19 protein-coding genes are annotated in these 18,326 nt (G+C 71.3%); 10 read left to right on the forward strand and 9 right to left on the reverse strand.

What is annotated here, in order from left to right:
- Positions 1–317: 317 nt before the first annotated feature.
- The gene (locus ABFX81_RS08490; protein ID WP_346137854.1) at positions 318–1,583 is read right to left on the reverse strand and encodes a PucR family transcriptional regulator; all 1,266 of its coding nucleotides are present in this window, start codon (positions 1,581–1,583) and stop codon (positions 318–320) included.
- 365 nt (positions 1,584–1,948) lie between these two features.
- Here ABFX81_RS08490 and ABFX81_RS08495 point away from each other — a divergent pair, with 365 nt between their 5' ends.
- Entirely contained in the window at positions 1,949–2,794 is an 846-nt protein-coding gene (locus tag ABFX81_RS08495; RefSeq protein ID WP_346137855.1) for a DUF4394 domain-containing protein, read from the forward strand.
- 142 nt (positions 2,795–2,936) lie between these two features.
- On the opposite strand, the gene ABFX81_RS08500 is transcribed toward ABFX81_RS08495, so the two are convergent.
- From ABFX81_RS08500 to ABFX81_RS08520, 5 genes are all read right to left on the reverse strand, one after another.
- Positions 2,937–3,593 carry a DUF3105 domain-containing protein gene (locus ABFX81_RS08500; RefSeq protein WP_086841586.1) on the reverse strand — a complete coding sequence of 219 codons (657 nt, stop codon included), beginning with the start codon at positions 3,591–3,593 and terminating at the stop codon, positions 2,937–2,939.
- Positions 3,594–3,698: 105 nt separating this feature from the next.
- Entirely contained in the window at positions 3,699–4,148 is a 450-nt protein-coding gene (locus tag ABFX81_RS08505) for a hypothetical protein (RefSeq protein ID WP_086841584.1), read from the reverse strand.
- A 76-nt stretch (positions 4,149–4,224) separates the two neighbouring features.
- The gene (locus ABFX81_RS08510) at positions 4,225–4,428 is read right to left on the reverse strand and encodes a DUF6174 domain-containing protein (protein WP_346137856.1); all 204 of its coding nucleotides are present in this window, start codon (positions 4,426–4,428) and stop codon (positions 4,225–4,227) included.
- Positions 4,429–4,522: 94 nt separating this feature from the next.
- The gene (locus ABFX81_RS08515) at positions 4,523–4,876 is read right to left on the reverse strand and encodes a cupin domain-containing protein (RefSeq protein WP_086841582.1); all 354 of its coding nucleotides are present in this window, start codon (positions 4,874–4,876) and stop codon (positions 4,523–4,525) included.
- 201 nt (positions 4,877–5,077) lie between these two features.
- The gene (locus ABFX81_RS08520; protein ID WP_086841581.1) at positions 5,078–6,787 is read right to left on the reverse strand and encodes an oxaloacetate-decarboxylating malate dehydrogenase; all 1,710 of its coding nucleotides are present in this window, start codon (positions 6,785–6,787) and stop codon (positions 5,078–5,080) included.
- Positions 6,788–6,986: 199 nt separating this feature from the next.
- Here ABFX81_RS08520 and ABFX81_RS08525 point away from each other — a divergent pair, with 199 nt between their 5' ends.
- Genes ABFX81_RS08525 through ABFX81_RS08540 form a run of 4 tightly spaced genes read left to right on the forward strand, consistent with a single transcriptional unit; the run spans position 6,987 to position 10,657 of the window.
- On the forward strand, positions 6,987–7,829 hold the full coding sequence (locus ABFX81_RS08525; RefSeq protein WP_086841579.1) for an SDR family oxidoreductase: 843 nt from the start codon (positions 6,987–6,989) through the stop codon (positions 7,827–7,829).
- Positions 7,830–7,870: 41 nt separating this feature from the next.
- Positions 7,871–8,947: a mannose-6-phosphate isomerase gene (locus ABFX81_RS08530; RefSeq protein ID WP_086841601.1), complete on the forward strand. Its 1,077-nt coding sequence runs from the start codon at positions 7,871–7,873 to the stop codon at positions 8,945–8,947.
- A 10-nt stretch (positions 8,948–8,957) separates the two neighbouring features.
- Entirely contained in the window at positions 8,958–9,794 is an 837-nt protein-coding gene (locus ABFX81_RS08535) for an alpha/beta fold hydrolase (RefSeq protein WP_086841577.1), read from the forward strand.
- Entirely contained in the window at positions 9,791–10,657 is an 867-nt protein-coding gene (locus ABFX81_RS08540; protein WP_086841575.1) for a TIM barrel protein, read from the forward strand. The genes ABFX81_RS08535 and ABFX81_RS08540 overlap by 4 nt, the downstream gene beginning before the upstream one ends.
- A gap of 96 nt (positions 10,658–10,753) precedes the next feature.
- Here the strand turns inward: ABFX81_RS08540 and ABFX81_RS08545 are convergent, their stop codons facing one another.
- From ABFX81_RS08545 to ABFX81_RS08555, 3 genes are all read right to left on the reverse strand, one after another.
- Positions 10,754–12,064, reverse strand: coding sequence for a hypothetical protein (locus ABFX81_RS08545; RefSeq protein ID WP_346137857.1), 1,311 nt, complete (start codon positions 12,062–12,064; stop codon positions 10,754–10,756).
- Positions 12,065–12,134: 70 nt separating this feature from the next.
- Entirely contained in the window at positions 12,135–13,337 is a 1,203-nt protein-coding gene (locus ABFX81_RS08550; protein ID WP_086841570.1) for a CU044_5270 family protein, read from the reverse strand.
- Entirely contained in the window at positions 13,334–13,894 is a 561-nt protein-coding gene (locus ABFX81_RS08555) for a sigma-70 family RNA polymerase sigma factor (RefSeq protein ID WP_086841568.1), read from the reverse strand. The genes ABFX81_RS08550 and ABFX81_RS08555 overlap by 4 nt, the downstream gene beginning before the upstream one ends.
- Positions 13,895–14,085: 191 nt before the next feature.
- On the opposite strand from ABFX81_RS08555, the gene ABFX81_RS08560 reads away from it, so the two are divergent.
- The 5 genes from ABFX81_RS08560 to ABFX81_RS08580 all read left to right on the forward strand — a co-directional run bounded on the left by ABFX81_RS08560 (position 14,086) and on the right by ABFX81_RS08580 (position 18,296).
- A complete protein-coding gene (locus ABFX81_RS08560; protein ID WP_086841566.1) occupies positions 14,086–14,625 on the forward strand; it encodes a sigma-70 family RNA polymerase sigma factor in 540 nt (179 codons plus the stop codon).
- Positions 14,622–15,443: a zf-HC2 domain-containing protein gene (locus ABFX81_RS08565; RefSeq protein WP_086841564.1), complete on the forward strand. Its 822-nt coding sequence runs from the start codon at positions 14,622–14,624 to the stop codon at positions 15,441–15,443. The genes ABFX81_RS08560 and ABFX81_RS08565 overlap by 4 nt, the downstream gene beginning before the upstream one ends.
- 68 nt (positions 15,444–15,511) lie before the next feature.
- Entirely contained in the window at positions 15,512–16,318 is an 807-nt protein-coding gene (locus tag ABFX81_RS08570) for an ATP-binding cassette domain-containing protein (protein WP_086841562.1), read from the forward strand.
- Positions 16,315–17,721, forward strand: coding sequence for a hypothetical protein (locus ABFX81_RS08575; RefSeq protein WP_346137858.1), 1,407 nt, complete (start codon positions 16,315–16,317; stop codon positions 17,719–17,721). The genes ABFX81_RS08570 and ABFX81_RS08575 overlap by 4 nt, the downstream gene beginning before the upstream one ends.
- 137 nt (positions 17,722–17,858) lie before the next feature.
- Entirely contained in the window at positions 17,859–18,296 is a 438-nt protein-coding gene (locus ABFX81_RS08580; protein ID WP_346137859.1) for a hypothetical protein, read from the forward strand.
- Positions 18,297–18,326: the final 30 nt, after the last annotated feature.

Below are 18,326 nucleotides of genomic sequence, written 5' to 3' on the forward strand. Positions count from 1 at the left end.
TCATGGATGTTGTGCTCGGTCAGGTCGGACGCGTGCCGGGCAACGGCCCGGTAGTCGGCGTCATCATGGAGGACAGCGAGGCCGTGATGGGCCGCGGTGGCGGCGATGACGAGGTCCACAGCGGAGCCGCTGCGATGCTCTCCAGCCTGAGCCATACGGTGTTGCGCCGCGCCAATCAAAGCGCGCCGCGTTCTTCGGAAGAATGCGTCACCAACATTCGCGGGCCACGTCCAAGCATCGGATCTGCGGTCAACGGGACCGCGTACCCTCCAGTTGCCCGTCTCGGCACGTATCTCGGCTCTGGATGATCGCCCGGTTCAGTGCCACGCCTCCGACAGGCGCCGCGTGACGACCGAGCTGAGAATGCGCACGCCGCGCGTCGAGCCGGGATCGATGCCGGTGAGCTCCCGCACCCGGCGGAGGCGATAGTCCAGGGTGCGGGCGTGGACGTTGAGGGCTGCCGCCGTGGCGCCGCGGTGCATGTCGTGGCGATAGTACGCGTCAAGCGTGACAAGGAGGTCCGGACCGGGCTGCAGGCTCCGGCCCACGGCGTGGAGCCATTCGTCGACGAACGGCGCGTCTGCGACGGCGAGTTCGACGAACACGTCCGACACGGTGTGCGGCCGCAGCCGAGCGGACGCCCGTCGCAGCGGCGCCGCCCTGCTGATCCGCCGGGCCAGGTCGAGGGCGTCGGCAACCTCGGACAGCGGTGAGGTGGCGGTGCCGGCGGCGCAGGGGCGACCGAGAGCCTGGGCGAAGTCCCGTACGAGATCGGATACGAGGTCGGGCAAGAGGTCGGGTGCAAGGTCGGGTACGGAGTGCGGCTGTACGGTCTCGGCTGTACTGGGTCCCGGAGACGCCTGGGGTGTGGGGGGATGCAAGGGAATCAGGGCAATCAGCTCACCGCTCCTGCTTCCACTGCCCGGGCACCACGTGATCGGCGCGTGGTGGGTTTTCACCAGCGCCTCGATCTCGCTTTCCAGATCGCGATCGCCGACGGGACGGTCCGGCACCCGGATCACCGTCACCGCGCAGCGCTCGGGCAGTTCCATGCCCAGTGCCGAAGCGAGTTCCGCCGATATGGGGTCTCCGTTCAGGAGCGACCTGGCCAGCAGGGCGGCCTGCTCGACGTACGGCAGACGGTGTCGCAGCGCCGTCACGAATCCCTGACTGTAGGCACGGATACCGCGTTCTCCCTGGGGGGCGAACCAGTTCATCATCCGCATGAGTTCGTCGACGCCGACGCCGCGCTGAGCTTCGGTCGCTTCGTTGATCTCGCGCAGCATGAGTGAGGTGTGCAGTCGCAGGACCCGCTGCCGTGCGTCGAGCGGCATCCCCGCTGCGGCCCGCAACTCGCCGATCGCCGCGATGTAGCCGAGGTCGTCGTCGCTCAACTCGCTGTTGTCCGGGGACAGTTCGACCGTACGACGCCGCAGCCACAACGCGTACTCCAGCGTCTCGGCCCGCGCCCGGGAGTTCGTGTCCAGGTACCCGAACTCCGGAATCTCGCGCGCGTACGCCTCGACCTCCCGGCGCGCGTTGGCCGACGCCTGCCGGGCCAACTCGGCGAAGAAGCTCCCCATGGGCGCGAGCATGCCATTCCGGTCGAAGAAGCCGACAGGGGAGATCCGGACGGCATTCATCACTCTGCGCACATCGGAGACGACCGCGTCTGGGGCACTTTGTCACAGTGCGCAAAATCACTGGATCGGGACATTCCCATCGCCTGTTCCACTTGTGGAGACACTGTGAACTGGCCTTAATGGGAACCGCGTACCAGCCCGTGGGGGAACACCACAGCATTCATTCCGGCCATCACTCCGGATCAGCGCGGGAATCGGTACGGGAATCTCTCATCTGCGCGCCGCTCAATGGTGCTTGTCCAAACGGGAGGGAAACACCGATGAAAGCAGGAACGAGAAAGAGAATCGCGGCGGCGGTAGCGGTCATGACCACGTCGACAGCGCTCATGCTGAGCGCGCCGGGCAGTGGCTCGGCCGCTCCCGCCGCCACTCCCAGCCTGCGCGCGTTCGGGATCACAGGTGACGGCACCCAGATGGCCACGTTCACCACCGACCGGCCGAACGTGCTCGACTGGGTCAGGGACGTTGTCGGGCTCAGTGGCGACACGGCTCTGATCGGCATCGACTTCCGGGTGCAGAACGGCCTGATGTACGGCGTCGGCAACAAGGGCGGCATCTACACGATCAAGACCCCGCCGGCCACCGCGGACGTCGTGATCACCAAGGTGTCCCAGCTCCAGTACACCCTGCACGGCACGAACTTCGGCGTCGACTTCAACCCGGCCGCCGACCGGCTGCGTGTGATCAGCGACAACGGCCAGAATCTGCGGCACAACCTCAACGACCACACGACCATCCAGGACCTGAACCTCACCACCCCGCCGATCGAGGGCACGACCAAGGGCGTCTCCGCCGCCGCCTACACGAACAACGACCTCAACGGAGCCACCGGGACCACGCTGTTCGACATCAACACGGCCGCCGACCAGGTCGTCATCCAGTCCCCGGCCAACAACGGCACGCTGGCACCGACCGGCAGCCTCGGCATCGACGCGCAGGTCAACACCGGCATGGACATCTTCAGCACCCTGTCGGGCGGCAAGACGGTCGGCAACGCCGCCTTCGCCACTCTCACCGCCTCCGGCGCCAACAGGCCTTCCCTCTACAGCATCAACCTCTTCACCGGCGAGGCCACGCTCGTGTCCGACGCCCTCACGTCCAAGTTCCCCCTGAACATCACGGACCTGGCCATCTCCCTCACCGGGAGCTGAGCCCCTCCCGCAGGTCACCTACTCGCCGCGGCCCGGCTGCTCCCGGGCCGCGGCGAGCCTGCAACGTGGTCCTTCGGGCACACCCTGTCGCGGCCGGCTTGGTCGGCGTCCGGTGTGTCGTGCTCGATGACGGGTGTGCCCATCACGTCTGGGTCAGTCCGTTCGTGCAGGCGGCGCCCGGCTCAGGAGTCTGCGCGCCCTGGACGTACTTGGTCAGGAACTGCTCGACTCGCGGGTCCGACGCCTTGTCCACGGTGAGCTGGTAGCCCCAGGCCGACAGTGTGATCGTCCCGGGCTGGTCGTCGACCGGGCTCATCAGCGTGTAGGGGGTCTTGGAGACCTTGTCGCTGAGCTTCTTGATGTCTGCCTCGGCGGCCTTGTCGTTGTACGTCACCCAGACCGCCCCGTGTTCGAGGGAGTGGACGGCGTTCTCCTTGCCGATGGCCTTGGTGTAGACGGTGCCGTCGCAGGTCATCCACGCCTGGTTGTGGTCGCCGCCGACGGGCGGGTTCATCGGGTAGTCGACGGCGGACTGGACGTGGTCGCGGCCGAGTTTCTTCGCGTCCCACGTCTTCTCGCCGCGTACGGGCTTCTTCACCGCGGCGGCCTGCTGCTCGTCCTTCTCGTTGGCCTTGTTCAGGGCGTACGCGCCGAAGCCCGCCACTCCGGCGACGATGAACGCACTGAGCGTGATGGTGATGATGCGGTTACGGCGCTCGCGGGCTCTTTCGACGCGGCGCATCTCCTCCATGCGGGCCTTGCGGGACGTTGCGGCGGCCTTCTTGCTCGTCTTGCTCATGACTTGGTGTCCTTCCGTCCCGCCGTACGGCGGTCAGTGCGGGGATGGAGTGGATGTCTTCGAGCGCGTGCGCACGGGTGAGCGCACGGCGTCATGGCATCCGGCTCAGGTCCGCAGCACCTGAAGGACGTGAAGGTCGGGAGCGCCGGTGGCTGGAGGCGGCTGGGCGAGAAGCCCGGGGTCGCCCTGCCGCCGAGGGAGATCCGGCATGCGGGGCAGGATCGCCGGCATCGGCTGAACGGGTGCCGCGAGTACCGCGGCTGCCGCGTGTACGGCTGTAGCGCAGCACACGTCGCCAGTCGGGCAGTCGCCCAGGTGTACGGCCGGGTTGGCGTGGTGCTCGGCCGGGTGGCCTGCCGGCACCGGCAGGCCGGAAGCGTCGGTCATGGTGGCCAGGAGAGCGGTTCGGTCACGGCTGTCGCCGTGTTCCGCGGCCTCCAGGCACATCACCACAGCTGCGAGCAGGACGGCGAGGGCAGGGCAGAGGGCCCGGGCCCACGTGGTCCACCACGCTCCCCGGGGTCTGCGCTGCACCGGCGGCGTCCTGCTCGTCATCACGGTGATGTTAAGCGGTTTCTGTGGGTCCTGGGGCGACCAAGCCGTCGCCGGTCCGGCCGGGCCACGGCATCGCTCAGCCCGCTGCGGATTCGTAGGCGCTGATCACATACAGGGCCTCGTCGTCGACGGCGTTCTTGTCCCAGTCCACCAGGATCCGCACGGGGTGCCCGTCGGCCGCGTACTCCGCCTCTGCGGTGTCGGCCTTGTCGCGCCGGGCCTGCGCCATCTCGGCCAACAGCCGGCCGAGGGTGGGCACTTCGCCGGGCAGCTGCCTCACCGCCCGCCGACCGCGGTCGTCGAGGCCGCCCGTCAGTCCAACGAGCAGACGTAGACCTAAGCAGAGGCTTGACCGTCCCTCGCCCGACTCGGCGTCACGCCACGGTCAGGTAGATCTTGCGCACGGTTTCGATGGTCTTCCAGACACCGACGAAGCCCGGCTTCATGACAAAGCTGTCGCCAGCCTTGTAGACCACCGGCTCGCCACCTTCCGGCGTGATTTCCACGACGCCGGAAAGGATGTGGCAGAACTCGAAGATCTCGCCCTTGATCGAGCGCGTCTCGCCGGGCGTGGCTTCCCAGACACCCGTATTGATCGTTTCCCCGCGGGCGGCGTCCTGGGCCCAGGTCTTGTAAGTCGGGTCGCCGGAAATCAGGCGTTCGATCAGCGGGCCGGACTCGCGGGGTGCGAAGGAGGGATCGGGATCGATGGTCTTCAGGAGCGACATGCTTGTCCTCTAGCAGCTTTGGGAACGACTGTTCGATCGTGCGACTGTTGCGGTCCATCGAGTATCTGCGCCGCCCCGCACGGCGCCCACGCGTGATCTGTCCGACTCGGGCACGATGTCCGGACGTTGTGTCCAGCGTGGGGCCGGGCGACGGCACGCACGACTCCGGTCGGCTCAAGGAGAGGCTCCCGCACCGTCCCGTCAGCCGTACTCGGGCTGCCACATGGCGTCCTGGATCTGCTGGATCACGTCGTCCAGGCGGGCCCGGGCGATGCCCTCCTCGGCGGCGCGGCGGGCGACGGCCGTGGCGACCACGGCCGAGGAGGTGCGCAGGTTCCGCACCTCCGGCAGCAGGGCGGCGCCGGGTTCCGACAGGTCGGCGAGGCTGGCCGCGGCCTCCGCCGCGGCCTGGAGCATGCCGTCGGTGATCCGCTCTGCGCGGGCCACCACGGCGCCCAGCCCCAGGCCCGGGTAGATGAGGGCGTTGTTGGCCTGGCCGATGACGTACGTGGTGCCGTCCAGCTCCACCGGAGGTACCGGGATGCCGGTGGCGACCAGGGCCTTGCCGCCGGTCCACCGCAGCACGTCCTCCGGCATGGCCTCGATCTTCTCCGTGGGGTTGGACAGCGGCAGGACGACCGGCCGGTCCACGTGGCGGGCCATGGAGCGCACCACGTCCTGGGTGAAGGCCCCGTGCTGGGTGGAGGTTCCCACCAGCACGGTCGGGTGCACACGTTCCACCACACCTGCCAGGTCGGCCGGCCGGTCGTCGGGCCACTCGTCGTCGGGGCGGGCGTACGACTGCTGGTAGTCGCGCAGTCCCTCGGTGGACTGCCGCAGCAGGCCCTGGCGGTCCACGCACCAGATGCGGTGGGTGGCCTCCTCGCGGTCCAGTCCGTCGCGGACCATGGCGTCGCGCAGCTGGTCGGCGATGCCCACGCCCGCCGTCCCGGCGCCGAGAATCACGATCCGCTGATCCCGCATGGGCGTGCCGGTGACGCGTGCCGCGTTCATGACGCAGGCCAGCGTGATCGCGCCGGTGCCCTGCATGTCGTCGTTGAACGTGCAGATCTTCTCGCCGTACTGCTGGAGGATGCGGCGGCCGTTGCCGGGGCCGAAGTCCTCCCAGTGCAGCAGCGCCTGCGGGAACAGCTCGCCCACCGCCTCCACGAAGGCGGCGACGAACGAGTCGTACGCCTCGCCGCGCACCCTGTTGTGCCGGTTGCCGACGTACAGCGGGTCGTTGAGCAGTGCCTGGTTTCCGGTGCCGACGTCGAGCATCACCGGGATGGCGCGCCCCGGGTGGATGCCCGCGGCGGCGGTGTAGACCGCAAGCTTGCCGACCGCGAGCTGCATGCCGCCGACGCCCCAGTCGCCGATGCCGAGGAGTTGCTCCGCGTCGGTGGCCACCAGCAGGTCGACGTCGTCGGGGCCGAGGCCGAGCGCCTCGAACGCGGGGCGGATGTCCTGGGGGCGGTCGATGGACAGGTAGACGCCGCGCGGCCGCCGGTAATCGTGGCTGTAGCGCTTGACCGCCTCGCCCACGGTCGGGTCGTACACGATCGGCAGGAGCTCGGTGAGGTGGTCGCAGAGCAGCCGGAAGTAGAGGACCTCATTGCGGTCGTGGAGCTGCTCCAGGTACACGTTCTTCGCCAAGTCGTCCGGCTGGGCCTGGAGTTGCTCCCAGGCGCGGCGTGCCTGGAGCTCCAGGGACAGCACCGCGGGCGGCAGCATCCCGACCAGTCCGTGGCGTTCCCGCTCCTCCTGGGTGAAGGCGACACCCTTGTTGCTCAGCGGGTCCGTGAGCAGTGCGCGCCCGTCCGGTCGCCCGCGGCCGGTGTGGCCCTTCCCGGGGGGTCCCTTCCCCCTCCTCTGGTGGTCGTCCTGTGCACGGTTGCGGGGCGGTGCCATCGGCTCTCCTTGCGTCGTACGACTGCCGTAGGGCTGGTTTCCGGCCAGGCGCCCCGGGTACCCCGGTCGGCGTGACAGGCGCACCGGCGCCCATCCCTTTGCCGCACTTTGACGCGGCCCTTCGTTCGGTGACGGCGGCGCTACCGCCTCCAGCCGGTGCAGCGATCCCCGCGATGAGAGAGAAGAGGGGGATTTCCCCATGTCCAAGCCCGCACAGCAGCAACAGCCTCCGGGTAACGAGGCGGACCTGCGGCCCAAGGCCGACCACGGTGAGCACAGCTATCGCGGATCGGGTCGGCTGGCCGGGAAGAAGGCCTTGATCACCGGTGGTGACAGCGGTATCGGCAAGGCCGTCGCGATCGCCTACGCCCGCGAGGGCGCCGATGTGCTCCTCTCGCACCTGGACGAGGAGGAGGACGACGCCCGCGACACGGCGCGCTGGGTGGAGGAGGCCGGTCGCGAGGCGGTTCTGGTGCCCGGTGATCTGAGCGATCCCGCCCACTGCCGGGAGGTGGCGGCCCGGGCCGTCGAGGCGTTCGGCCGCATCGACGTCCTGGTCAGCAACGCGGCGTTCCAGATGTTCCGCGACTCGATCGAGGAGATCCCCGACGAGGAGTGGGACCACACGCTGGCGACCAATCTCAGCGCCATGTTCCACCTCTGCAAGGCGGCCGTGCCGCACATGAAGTCGGGTGCGTCGATCATCGCGTCCACCTCGGTGAACTCCGACTCGCCGCCTCCGGGCCTGCTGGCGTACAACGCGACGAAGGCGGGCATCGCCAACATGGTCGGCTCCCTGTCCCAGTCGCTCGCCGAGCGGGGCATCCGGGTCAACAGCGTGGCCCCGGGGCCCATCTGGACGCCGCTGATCCCCGCCACGATGCCGCCCGAGCAGGTCGAGGACTTCGGCGGCCAGACACCGCTGGGGCGCGCCGGGCAGCCGGCCGAACTCGCCCCCGTGTACGTCATGCTCGCCTCGGACGAGGCCGCGTACGTCTCCGGTGCGCGCATCGCCGTCACCGGCGGCCAGCCCATCCTCTGACACCCCGGCAGGAATCGCCCCGGCAGGAACGAGGAGTGACCGTGGACTGGTACCCCTTGCGGTTGACCACCCCTGTCAAGCAGCACGTCTTCGGCGGCCGGGTCATCGCCGAACGGCTGGGCCGTACCGGCCTGCCCGACGGTCCGGTCGCCGAGACCTGGGAGGTCAGCGATGTGGACGGCGAGGGAGCACGGGTCGCGGAAGGCTCGCTGGCCGGACTCACGCTGCGCGGGCTCGTCGAGGACCACCCCGACGAACTCGTGGGGCGCGGGTGGCGCGGCCCGCGCTTCCCGGTGCTGACCAAGTTCATCGACGGCACCGGTGCCCTCCCGGTCCATCTGCACGCCGACGACGACACAGCGCGCCGGCTGGAGGGCGAGCCCCACGGCAAGACCGAGGCGTGGCACGTCCTCGACGCGGCCCCGGGAGCCACCGCCCTGGTGGGGGTGAAGGCCGGCGTGGACCGGGACACACTGCACCGGGCCCTGCTCGCGCAGGACTTCGACGCGGTCATGCGCCGGCTTCCGGTACGGGCCGGGCAGACCGTCTACGTGCCCGGCGGCACCCTGCACAGTTTCGGCCCCGGCACCCTCGTCTACGAGATCGAGCAGACCTCCGACATCCAGCAGCACGCCATGCGCCGGCACATGGAGGACGGCTCGGAACTGGACGACGAGGAGTGGCACACCAACCTCGGGCGACTGCTCGCCGAGTGGCGTCCCGGACCACGCCCCGAGTTCCACTCCGGCCTGAGCGTCCAGCTCGATGACGCGGTGGAGCGCACCGTGCTGTGCGCCGGCCCGTACTTCGCGCTGGAGCGGTGGCGGGCGGGCACCACGGCCCCGCTGGTGCACGACTTCTCCACCGCGCTGGTCGTCAGCAACGCCGGTGCCCCGGTCACCGTGGAGTCCGGTGGCCGGTCCGAGCGGCTCGGGCGGGCCCGGAGCCTGCTGCTGCCGGCCGCGCTGGGCCGCGTACGGATCCAGGGGCCCGCCGACGTCCTCATCGGCTACCTGCCCGACCTGGAACAGGACATCCGCACGCCGCTGCTCGCGGCCGGGCACGGAGCCGCCGCCGTGGCCGCGCTCGGCGAGGGCCTCACCGACCCACGCACGTAGAAGGAGATCCATGGGCACCGTCACCACCAGCGACGACGTCACCATCCACTACGAGGAGCAGGGCACCGGCCCTCCCCTCGTCCTGATCCACGGCTGGGGCTTCAGCGGCCGCTTCTTCACCCGCAACCTGGACGCCCTCGCCGAACACGCCCGCGTCATCACCGTCGATCTGCGCGGCCACGGCGACTCCGGCAAACCCCGCCACGGCTACCGCGTGTCGAGGCTGGCCAAGGACCTGTTCGACGTCCTCGAAGAACTCGACCTGCGCGACGTCACCGTCCTGGGCTGGTCACTGGGCTGCCCGGTCATCTGGAGCTATCTCGAACTCTTCGGCAGCCACCGCCTGGCCCGCGCGGTGTACGTCGAACAGGCACCCCGCCAGTACTACGCGCCGGACTGGCCGCACGCACACGCCACCTGCTACGACGAACCCTCCCTGGCCGCCCTCCAGACGCAGCTCACCTGTGACCCCCCGGCCTTCGACGAGGACCAGATCGACACCGTCTTTGCGGGCGAACCCACCCCGCAGGAGAGGGAGTTGCTGCTGGCCGAGATGGCCAAGTCGCCCCCGTACGCACGCAACGCGCTGATGGCCGACCACACCCGCCACGACTGGCGCGACCTGCTGCCCACGGTCCGGCTGCCCAGCCTGGTCCTGGTGGCACGTCAGGACCAGGTGTTCCCCTGGCAGGGCCCCGCCTGGGTCGGTGAGGCGCTCCCGGGTGCCCGGACCGTCTTCTTCGAGCACAGCGGCCACGGGCTGTTCTTCGACGAGCCGGAGAAGTTCCACCGGACGGTCACCGGCTTCCTGACCGACAACGAGACGGACACGGAGGCGCTCGTATGAACAGCCCCACACCTCCGTTCGCCTTCCCCTACGGCGTCAACCAGTTCACCACCATGCCGTGGTCCTTCGAGGAGGACCTGACGCACTACGCCGACCTCGGTGTCGAGGCGATCGAGCTGTGCGAGACCAAACTCCACGACGACCACGACCGTGCCAAGGCCCAACTCGCCTCGGTCGCCGAGAGTGGCCTGCCGATCAGCTCGGTCCAGCCCCTCGTACGGACCGTGTTCCCCAGCGAGACCCAGCCGGACCCCGCCGACCGGCGCGACCGGCTGGACCGCTTCCGCCGCAGCGTGGAGCTGATCGCACCGTTCGCCCCGGGCGCGGCCTTCGTCACGAACACCGGGCCGGCGCCCGACGGGAACCTGCACGAGGCGGTCCGTCAGGTCGTCACCCATCACCGCGAACTGGCGGGCATCGCCGCCGACCACGGCGTACGGATCGCGCTGGAACCCCTCAACCCCGTCCTGCTCAACGCGGAGACCGCCATCTGGACCTACCGGCAGGCGCTCGACATCGTCCAGGAGGTCGACCGGGAGAACGTGGGCGTCTGCCTCGACCTGTGGAACCTGTGGCAGGACCCGGATCTCGTCCCCCACCTCGCGGACGCCCCAGACCGTCTGTTCCTGCTCCAGGTCAGCGACTGGCGCACACCCCGCTCGCGGATGGACCGGCGCGCCGTCGGCACCGGTGACATCCCGGTCGGCCGACTTCTGCACGCCGCCCACGACGTCGGCTACCGCGGCCCCTGCGTCCTGGAGATCTTCTCCGACAACGTGCCGGACTCGCTCTACGAGACGGACCTGGACGAGCTTCTGCGCGCCAACCGGACGGCCCTCGAATCGGCCTGGCGGGCCGGCTGAGCACGGGCGGGAGCGGCCGTTCGTGTCCTCGGCCCCTTGCGGGAGTGCCCGCGCAGGCCCGGTCCGGTCCGAGCCCGTCTCCCGTCGGCTCGCCCGTCAGCCGATCCCGCGCGAGAGCACCAGACCGCACCCGCCCGTGGTGCTCTCACAGGCGACGTCTCCCACGGCCAGTACGGCGCGCGTGCCGGGGACACCGTCGAGGTCGAGGAGCGTACTGCCCACCCGGGCCGAGATCTCCTCCGGGAGCCCCTCGTCCGTCCAGGAGGTGCCGTCCCAGCGGGAGAGCACCGCGTGGCTGCCGCCCACGGGCCAGCCCGTGACCCACACCGTTCCCGAGCCGTCCGTGCCCGCGGCGCTCACCTCTTCGACGCCGGGCGTGGGCACCGGCCGCCAGGTGCGGCCGTCCCAGCGCGTGGCGAGGAGTCCGTCGGCCACGCCGGGGTCGTTGGTCTTGCCGAACACATGGACCGTGCCGCGCTTCGTCGTCACGACGTGGTTGGCCACCCAGCCGGCGCCGTACTCGTACGGGACGGGGATGGTGTCCACGGTCCAGCGCCGGCCGTCGAAGTGGTAGAGCAGGGGCGTCGCGGTGCCGTCGGAACCGGCCTGGGCGGTGACCCACACGTCGTCGGGGCCGGTGCCGGTGATGTCCCAGGGCTCCACCGGGCTGCCGTCCGGTGATGGGGGAAGGGCCGTCTGCCGCCACGTGCGGCCGTCCCACTGCTCCAGCTTCCCGGCGTACGCACCGGTGACCGGGTTCCAGTCGACGGTGGTCAGCCACACCGAGTCCCGGCCCAGCGAGGTGAGTTCGCCGACGAAGCGGATCCAGCCCTCGGCGGGTGCGGGACGCTGCACCCGCTTCCACCGGGTGCCGTCCCAGTGCTGGAGCACGATCGGGCCGGCGGTCGCGGGACGCGCGGCGCCGCCGCGGGACCGGTCCGCCGGAGCGTCGGAGAGACGGTCCGCCAGGCGGTCCGGCAGCCGGGCCGAGGAGTCGGCGGCGATCTCCACGTCGGTGTACGTCCCGGCGACCCAGACGTCGTCGGGGCCGGAGGCGGCCACCGCGTCCAACTGCGCCGGTCTGCCTCCGGTCGCCGCGAGCGGGACGTCGCTCCACCGCTTGCCGTCCCAGTGTCTGGCCAGCGGGGCCGCCGAGAAGGAGTCGTCCGTCTTCCTGCCGACCGCCCAGGCGTCGTTCCTGTGCCTGGCGTCGACATCCATGAAGACACTCGCATCCGTCTCCGAAAGCGGTATCGCGAGCTTCCAGGGCGTCTGAGCCCTTGGCTCGGTCTCGGTCTGCGCCTGCGCGGCCCACGGTGTGAGGGCGAGGGCGCAGGCCGCAACTGCCGTGGCCACGCGGATGCCGCGTGAGGCAGACCCTTGTGCGCGGGTTGCGCGGGTACTCATCAAGTCGCTCCTTCTTCTGGGGTTGTGATTCCGTGAAAGGCCCCGCGGTGCCGGGCCCGCGCGGGGGAGTTCAGTGCCGGGCGTTCTCCGGCACGGTGATCTGCCGCTGCGCCCACTCCATCCGGGTGGTCGCCGAGTAGGACACCGTCGTGCCCGCGTCCAGCCCCGCCTGCCGCGCGGTGGCCGACGGTTCGGCCAGGACGGAGAGTTCGGCGAGCAGAGCGCCGGTGGAGGGGTCCACGACCAGCCGCTGCTCGACGTGTCCCAGCGGGGTTTCCGCGTTGCCGGGGAGCGTGACGCCGATGCCCTCGCGGCCCAGCGGGTCCGTGGCAGAGCCCTGGACGCGAATGCCCGGCAGGTCCGCGAGCAGGCGGTACGCGGCAGCCCGGGTGCCGGGCTTCACCGGCATGGTGATGAGATTGGCCGCCTGGCGCAGCATCCAGGCCGTACGGTCGCCGCTGTTCTCGGCGCCGCCGTCCCGCTCGTACAGCGGCTGGAGCTGTCGGCGCAACTGCGCGCTGTCCGTGGGCAGTTTCCGCAGATCCCGGTAGGAGACGTTGTCCGGGCCGAGGGCGTAGATCTTGTTGTCGTTGTCGGTGCGCATGACCAGGGGCCGCCCTGGTCCGATCGTGAAGGCGGTCCTGACCCCGCCGTCAGCCCGTGCGGGGCTCACCACTTGCCGCGGTGAACCGGCGGCCCGCCAGCGTTCCTCGTCCGCCGCGGTGCGCGGCTCGGTCTCGGCGTCCAGGCCGGTGACCATCAGGCTCCGGGTTCCCGGGCGCACACCCACCGACCACTCCTGTGTCTCGGTGCTCCGCACGGCGAAGTACCGTCCCGGCTCACCGGCGACGTCCAGGTTCTCCGCCCGCGTGGTCACCTGCCAGTACGTTCCCTCGGTAGCCGAAGCCTCCGCCGCCTTCGCCACGCCGAGCAGTTCCATACGGCCGTCCAGCCCCGTCGCGGTGGCCGACGGCGGGCGGGTGCCCGGCTGCGCGCTCGTGGTGCCGCGCGAGTCCTGCTGGAGGAGGGTGCCCACCACGATCGCGGACGCCGCGACGGTCGCGACGGCCCCGAGCGGCAGGAGCCGGGGACGCAGCCAGGCCAGGGAGCCTCGGGTGGGCCTGACCTGCGTGGCGGCCGTGATCCGGGCCAGGTCCTCGCGCTGCCGCCGGGAACCCGCCAGCCGGGACGGGTCCAGCTCGGCGGGCCGGGCGTCCGCGAGCGTCTTCATGACGTCGCGCCGCCGCGCGGACCCGTCGTATGTCTTCCTCATGCGAGTGCTCCTTCACGGTCGGTACGGCCGTCAGCGCGGCGCACTGCCGGCGCGGGTGGTACGGACACGGCCTCCACGGCCCGTTCCAGCCGGCGACGGGCCCGGTGCAGCCGGACGGTCAGGGTCGCTGTGGTGCAGCCCAGGACGCGGGCCGCCTGCTTGGGGCTCAGCCCGTGCCAGGCGATCAGGGTCAGCAGTTCCCGGTCGGCGCCGGACAGGCTCGCCAGGGCCTGGAGCGCCGCCTCTCGGTCGGTCACGCCCGTGGCCACGTCCTGCGCCTCGGTCCCAGCGCCGGTACTGATGCGCTGTGCCTCCTGTGCGGCGAGGGCGTACTGGTGGCTGTCCCGGCGACGTAACTCCCGCACCAGGTTGCGGGCCACGCCGAGGAGCCAGGGCAGCGCGGGCTGCGGAACGTCCCGCATCCGCCGCCACGCGACGGTGAAGGTCTCGCTGGTGATGTCCTCACCGACCTGCCGTCCCACCTGGCTCGTGGCATAGGCGAGTACGCGCGGATAGCACTCCTCGTAGACGTCCCGGAAGCGTTGTGCTTGGGTCACGCGCCGTCTCCTCGTGTCGGCTCTGTCACCGAGGAATGCGCGTGACAGCCCGGTTATTACAGGCCGAGCCGAAATCCCTGCCGAGTCCGGGTCACCCACCTTGTGTGACGCAGGACACCCGCAGAGGAAAACCGTGCGGGCGGTGCGGGCGTCTGGACGGTGTGAGCTCGAGTCAGAGGACGGCGGTCGGCATGGACGGTGTGGACGAGGAACGTCTCGTACGGCTCGTCGCCGAGGGAGACCGGGCCGCCTTCGAGGAGCTGTACCGGCGTACGTCGCCGTGGCTGGCGGTGCGGTTGCGCCGCCGCTGCGCCGACGCGCAGATCGTCGCCGAGGTCATGCAGGAGACGTACCTGGCGGTGTGGCGTGCCGCGGGCGCGTTCGCGGGAGCGTCGGTCGGCGGGTCGGCCGTGGGCTGGTTGTGGACGATCGCCGCGCGCCGTCTCGTCGACGCCTTCCGCCGGCGGGCGCACCACGCCCGGCCGCCCGTCGCGGTGACCGCCGAGGCCGTCGTACCGGCCGCCGAGGACGAGGTGCTGGCGGCGACGGTCGGCGGTGACGTCGGGGACGCCCTGAGCCGGCTCGCCCCGGAGTTACGGGACGTACTGCAGGCCATGGTGCTCGACGGGCTGTCCGTCCGGGAGACCGCGGCCCTGCTCGGGGTGCCCGAGGGCACCGTCAAGACACGCGCCAGGCGGGCGCGGATCGCGATGCGGAAGGCGCTGTCATGAGCGTGGAACACGCGTCCGAGCGGCTCATCGGCCGCTACGCGCGCGGCGACACGGGGGTCGCGGCCGACGAGGTATGGGCCCTGGAGGCCCATCTCGAGTCGTGTGCGGTGTGCCGGGACCGGCTCTCCACGGTCGTCGGGGAGCAGATGCCGGAGGTGACCGCGCTGGTCGACGGCGTCTGGTCGGAGCTGGGACCGCTGCTGGCCGGGATCCCCCCGACGCCGCCCCGGCGACGGTGGGCCCGGTGGCCGTCGACCTGGGCGACACCCGCGATGGTGCCGTGGATGGGCATGACGCTGTTCGTCACGCTCCTCGCCGTGGTGTTCGACCTCTCGGCCGGATCCTCCTTCGGAGGGATCTCGCTGGTGCCGCTGATCGCGCCGGTGCTGCCCGTACTCGGCGTCGCCGCTTCGTGGGCGCGCGGGCTGGACCCGCTGTACGAACTGACCACCGCCACACCGAGGGCGGGCCTGCGTCTCGTGCTCCGGCGCACGGCCTCGGTGCTGGTCGTGGTGGTCCCCGCGCTCCTGGTGGCCGGGTGGATGACCGGCACCACGGTCGCGCTCTGGCTGCTGCCCTGTCTGGCGTTCACCACCGCGGCTCTCGCGCTCGGCGGGCTGGTCGGGGTGACCCGCGCCGCCATCGCCCTGGCGGCGGTGTGGGCGGCCGTGATCGTCGCACCGGCCGTCGCGCTGAGCCGTACCCCCTTCGCTCTGCAACCGGGCGGCCTGCCCGTGTGGGGCGCGCTCTTCGCAGTCGGGGCGGTGGTCGTGGTCGTCCGCAAGGGCGCCTACGCCGTCCTCGGCGCCGCCCGCTGACTCCCCCGGAGCGCACGCCCACAAGTCGAGGCGCCTGCCGCCGACACCTTGAGAGGAAAGACTTCGTGATGTCCGCAGTACGTACGGCCGACATCGCGCCTACCGCCTACGCCTGGGAGATCCAGGCCAAGGGGCTGATGGTGCGGGCCGGCAAACGCAGGATGGCCGTCGACGGGCTGGACCTGTCGCTCGGGACCGGGGTGCACGGCCTGCTCGGGCCCAACGGCGCCGGGAAGACGACCCTCATCCGTGCTCTGGCCACGGTTCTCCGGCCGGCCGGCGGAAGCCTCGAACTGCTCGGTGTCTCCGCGGGGGGACACACCGGCCGGCGAGAGGTACGCCGCCGGATCGGGTACCTGCCGCAGGAGTTCGGGTACTACCGGCGCTTCACCGTCCGCGAGTTCGTGGAGTACATGGCGTGGCTCAAGGAGGTGCCCAGGAAGGACATCCCGGCGGCGGTGCAGCGCGCCGTCGAGCGCGTGGGCCTCGCGGACCGTGCCGACGACCGGATGAAAACGCTGTCCGGTGGCATGGTGCGGCGGGCCGGGATCGCGCAGGCGATCGTCAACGACCCGAGGATCCTGCTGCTCGACGAGCCGACGGTCGGGCTGGACCCGGCGCAGCGGCTGCGCTTCCGTGAACTGCTCCAGCAGCTCGGCACCGACACCTGTGTCGTCGTCTCGACGCACCTCGTGGAGGACGTCGCGGCCGCCTGCGCGGACGTCGTGCTGATCGCCGACGGAGCCCTCGTGTTCCAGGGCACGCCGGATCGACTGGCCGAGGCGGGCGGTCCGCGGGACGTGGGCGACAGCCCGATCGAGCGTGGTTACTCGGCGCTGCTCTCCCGCCCCGAGCCGGAGAGGGGCACGTGGTGAAGGGGCGGGTCCCGGGCATCGGGCAGGTGGTGAACGGGCGCATCCTGCGCATCGAGCTGCGGCGTTCGACCGCGCCCTGGGCGGGCCTGCTCGTCCTGCTGGTCGCGCTGGCGTTCCTCTACGGGCTCAGCGGGCCGTGGTGGAAGGGCTCCGAGCTGTGGACGGCGCAGTGGACGTCCGCCGCGCGGTGGGAGCGGTTCCTGCTGGCGTTCCTGTGGCCGCTGGCGACGGGCGCCGGGGCGCTTCAGGGTCTGCGCGACCACCGTTCGGGGATGCGGGAGCTGCTCGCGACCGCGCCGCGCCCCGCCTGGCAACGGACGGCCACGGTCGCGGGCGCGTCGGCGCTCACCCTCACCGTCGCCTACCTGCTGGTGTTCCTCGTCGGAGCGGTGCAGGTGATCGCGGGAGACGGATACTTCCATCTGGCCTGGCTGCCCATCCTGGCGGTCGGTGTGCTGGGGCTGGTCGCCGGGGCCTGGCTGGGTATGGGCATCGGACGGACCGCTCCGTCCGCACTCACCCCGCCGGTGCTCGCCGTGGCGTCGCTCCTGGCCATGGTGTCCCTGACCGTGACGATGGATCAGGGGGCCGGTGGCGTGGTGCCGAACCGCATCGCGCTGCTCTCCCCGGCACTGCCGGAGGTGAACGACGTGTTCGTGACGGTCGCGGGCCGCGTCAGCCTCGGACAGGCCTTCTGGCTGCTCGGCGTGGCAGCCACCGGCTTCCTGCTGCTGGCGGCCGCCGAACGGCGCACGCGGCTGCTCGCGCTGCTGCCGCTGGCCCTGGGCGCGGCGGTCGCGCTGCCGGTCCTGCCGTCGGATCCGGCCCGGGCCTTCGTCGTCGACACGGCGGCTGCGGCACCGGTGTGCAGCGGCCAGGTCTGCGTCACCGAAGTGAACAGGGCCAGGCTCGGCACGCTCGTCGGTCCGGGCCGTGACGCGCTGCGGCTGCTGGCGAAGCTACCGGGCGCACCGGGATCGGTCCGGGAGACCACCGGCGCGTGGCCGCCCCGCACGCAGGGGTCGCGGAGGGCCGGCGTCGTCCCCGTCGACTTCGACGAAGCGGGCTTCCGCGGTGACCTGACGGGCGCGGACCTCACCCGCAGCCTGCTCGCCGGTGCCGGAACACCGCCGTGCGAGGGCGAGGAGTACGAGTCCCGAAGCCGGTACGTCCGCGAACTGGCCGCGCGTGATGTCGCGGCGGCCTGGTTCCTCGGGGACCTGCGCCCCCACCTCCGCTCGTCCTCCGTGCGCGCCGAGGTCGACGCGCTCGCCCGGCCCGCCTGGAACGCGCTGCGCGCCCTGCCGGCGGAGGAACAGCGAGCCCGGGTCGCGGCGCTGCGGGCGGCCGCCCTGTCCTGCGACGGCGACCTGCTGAACGTGCTGAAGGGCGGCACCCGGTGAGGTGGCTGACCCTGTACGCGCGCTCACGCCAGGTCCCCGCGTCGATCGCCGCGACGCTGCTCGGCGCCGCGGCGATCTGAGGGCTCGCCCGGACGACGGAGGGCGCCGGACCCGTCGGTGCGGGAACGGCCGCGCTCGTGCTGACCTGGGCCGTGGCGGCGAGTGCGATCGGGCTGAGCGGGCAGGACCCCGCGCTCGACCGGACCGCCGCGATCCGCTGGGCTCCCAGACGGGCGGCGCACGTGCTGCTCATCGGGTTGTTCGCCGGCGGGGTGCTGGCCGGGCTCCAGGCCACGGCCGGCGACCCGGCGCGGGCCGGGTTCGTCATCCGGGACATCGCCGGGCTGACGGGACTCGCCGCGATCGCGGCCACGCTGTTCTCCGGGCAGTTCGGCTGGACACTCCCGTTCGCCTGGTTCGCGATCGCGCTCTTCGTTCCGCCCGCGACCGACGTACCCGTCCAGGTGGCGACCTGGATGCTGCAACCGCCCGGCACGCCCGCCGCGACCTGGACCGCGCTGTTCCTCGCCGCCATCGGCACCGCCGCCTACACGCTGCGCGGGTCCCGGCGGTGACGGGTCCCCGCTGTGCGCGGTCTTGCGCGT

This window comes from Streptomyces coeruleofuscus (genome assembly GCF_039532725.1).
Classification (GTDB): Bacteria; Actinomycetota; Actinomycetes; order Streptomycetales; family Streptomycetaceae; genus Streptomyces; species Streptomyces coeruleofuscus.